The organism is Streptomyces sp. PA03-1a (assembly GCF_033792805.1).
Lineage (GTDB): Bacteria > Actinomycetota > Actinomycetes > Streptomycetales > Streptomycetaceae > Actinacidiphila.
Map to the genome: position 1 here is coordinate 1 of NZ_JARAVO010000427.1, position 3,152 is coordinate 3,152.

The 3,152-nt window shown below is 73.9% G+C and carries 2 protein-coding genes and 1 pseudogene; 2 read left to right on the forward strand and 1 reads right to left on the reverse strand.

Going from position 1 to position 3,152, the window contains the following annotated elements; translation table 11 throughout:
• Window positions 1–215, reverse strand: a pseudogene (locus tag PV341_RS44410) (hypothetical protein); the annotation flags it as partial.
• A 273-nt stretch (window positions 216–488) separates the two neighbouring features.
• Here PV341_RS44410 and PV341_RS44415 point away from each other — a divergent pair.
• Complete coding sequence (locus tag PV341_RS44415) at window positions 489–2,582, forward strand: SpoIIE family protein phosphatase (RefSeq protein WP_500328872.1); 2,094 nt, start codon at window positions 489–491, stop codon at window positions 2,580–2,582.
• Between the two features lie 125 nt (window positions 2,583–2,707).
• The coding region (locus PV341_RS44420; RefSeq protein ID WP_500360928.1) for a hemerythrin domain-containing protein at window positions 2,708–3,152 on the forward strand (445 nt) is incomplete at its 3' end.

Genomic DNA, 3,152 nt, shown 5'->3' on the forward strand with positions numbered 1-3,152 from the left:
GTCGTGGGCGGACCGCCCCCTCCGCCGCCGTCGTCCGGTGGTCCACCCGGTGGCGGGGGCGGTCCGCCCACGACGACCGTCGGCGTCCGGCGCCGCCGTCCGGGCGAGTCCCGGTCCTGGCCGGACGGCCTCGCCTCGTCGGTCCCGTCCGGTCCGGACAGCGGGCCCGAGGGCGGGCCCTCGGGGCGGGCGAGCGAGGGCGGTAGAACGCTCACAGGGCTTTCCTCCACTCGTCCCGGGCCGGTACCCCGGCCGGACGCGTCGCCGGTCGCTTCAGAAGCCCCACCTGTTGACCATTGTGTGCGTCCCCCTCGCAGTCCCCGCAAGCCGACGCCCGCCGGGGACGGCGCGTCCGGACGCGCCCCGGGACGGGCCCTTGCGAGGGGTGCGCCGCCGCGTCTTCGGGGGGACCATGGAATCGCGTCGGCACGGGCGAGAGGGGACGGCGGACCGACCGGCCGGAACGGCAGGCGGAAGAGGCGCCCACCATGAGCGACACGGATCGGTACACGACCGGCCCGGAGCGGCTGGACGGGGTCTCGACGAGCCCGAGCGGGCTGATGGACCTCCTGGGTGTGGCCGCGGTGCTCCTGGAGGGCGACGGCCGGGTGGACATGTGGAGCCCGCAGGCCGAGGCGCTGTTCGGCTACACCGCGGAGGAGGCGGTCGGCCAGTACGCCGCCCACCTGCTGGTCCACGACACGCACCGCAAGCTCGTCATCGGGCTGTTCTCCGAGATCATGAAGACCGGCGAGAGCTGGGCGGGGTCCTTCCCGGTGCGCCGCAAGGACGGCAGCCGGCGGCTGGTGGAGTTCCGCAACATGCGGCTGATGGACAGCCTCGGCGACTACTACATCCTCGGGCTCGCCACCGACCAGTCCACCATGCGCGAGGTGGAGCAGGAGGTCGCCCTGTCCACGCGGCTGATCTCGCAGTCGCCGATCGGCATCGCCGTGCTGGACACCGACTTGCGGTACCTCAGCCTCAACCCCGCGCTCGCGCGGTTCCACGGCACCTCGGTCCAGGACCACCTGGGGCGCCCGTTCCGCAGCGTCCTCCCGGGCCCCGACTACCAGGCGGTGGAGGCGGAGATGCGGCAGGTGCTGGCGTCGGGGGTACCGATGGTCGACCGCTACACCGTCGGCCGTACCCCGTCCGACCCGCGCAGCGAGCACGCCTGGGCGGTGTCCCTCTACCGGCTGGAGGACCACCGCGGGCACGTGCTGGGCCTCGCCGAGGTCGTCGTCGACATCACCGAGCGGCACCGCGCGGCCGCGGAGGCCGACCGGGCCCGGCGGCGGCTGGCGGTGATCGCCGACGGCTCGGCCCGCATCGGCACCGCCCTGGAGGTCGAGCCGACGGTACGGGAACTCGTCGAGGTCGTCGTGCCCGACCTGGCGGACCTGGCGGCGGTCGACATCCTCGACAGCGTCCTGGACCAGCGCGCCCCCGCCGCCCGGCGGGACGCGCCCGTGTTCCGCTCCCTGGCGATCCGGGCCGCCTACGCCACGGAGGCGGCCCGTGCCGTCCCGGCCCCGGGCGAGGTCGTCACGTACCACGCGGACCACCTCTCCGCCCAGTGCGTGCGCACGCTCCGCCCGCACATGATCGCGCACGCGGGCCAGCACGACCTCGAGCGCATCACCCCCGACCCCGAGTCGGCGCGGCTCCTCGCCGACGCCGGTGTGCACTCGTGCATGGCGATCCCGCTCATCGCCCGCGGCGAGGTCCTGGGCGTGCTGGGCATGAGCCGGGCCCGTACGCACGCGTCCTTCGACGAGGACGACCTCACCCTCGCCTGCGAGCTGGCCGCGCGTGCGGCCGTGTGCATCGACAACGCCCGCTGGTACCAGCAGGTGCGCAACACCGCCGAGACCCTGCAGCGCAGCCTCCTCCCGGAGCCGCAGCCGTACCATCCCGGCCTGGAGGTCGCCGCCCGCTACCGGCCCGCGCAGGCCAGGAGCAAGGTGGGCGGCGACTGGTACGACGTCATCCCGCTCGACGACGAGCGGACCGCGCTGGTCGTCGGCGACGTCATGGGCAGCGGCATCGACGCCGCGACGACCATGGGCCGGCTGCGCACCGCCACCTCGACCCTGGCCGAGCTCGACCTGGACCCGGCCACGGTGCTGGGCCACCTCGACAAGATCACGCGCGGCCTCGACCCGTACATCGCGACGTGCGTGTACGCCCTGTACGACGCGCGCACGGCCGAGTGCCACCTGGCGACCGCCGGGCACCTGCCCCCGGTCCTGGTGCACGGCGACGGCTCCCCCGAACTGCTCGACCTGCCGACGGGGACGCCCCTGGGCGTCGGCGGCGTGCCGTTCGAGAGCACGAGCATCACGCTCGCGCCCGGGGACCGTCTCGTGCTGTACACCGACGGGCTCGTGGAGACCCGCGACGACCCGATCGACGAGCGCCTCGAACTGCTCCTGACCCTGCTCGGCACACCGGACGCCTCGGTGGAGGAGACCTGCGACCGGCTCCTGCGGGAGCTGAGGGGCGCCGACGACCACGACGACGTCGCCCTCCTGATCGCCCGCGCCGACCCGCACCGCCGGCCGCGGGGGCGCCTGTGATCAGGTGCCGCCGGGCGGGTGGTGACCGCGTCCCCGGGTGGGCTCGGCACCGGCAGGGTGGAATGCATGGGGTTCGGCCCCGGCGCACGCCCGGGCCGTACTGCCGCACGGAAAGGCGTGAGGGAATGGGACACGGCGGAAACGTGATCGCTGAGCTGCTGGCCGACCACCGCGAGGTCGAGGAGATCTTCGACCGCATGCAGTCGATGTCGACCGGCGACCCGGCGCTGCGGGAGCTGGTGGACGAGGTGACCATCGAGCTGGTGCGGCACTCGGTGGCGGAGGAGCAGTACCTCTACCCTGCCGTCCGCGAGCACGTCGAGGGTGGGGACCGCATCGCGGACAAGGAGATCGCGGACCACGCCAGGATCGAGGAACTGCTGAAGGAGCTGGAGCAGCTGCCACCGAACGACGGCCGGTTCCACCCCCTGCTGATGCGGCTGATGGACGAGGTCACCGCGCACGTCCAGGACGAGGAGGGCACGCTCTTCCCCGGACTCAGCAGCGCCTGCTCCCCCGAGGCCCTCGACGACCTGGGCGACAAGGTGCGCCGCGCCAAGTCCCTCGCCC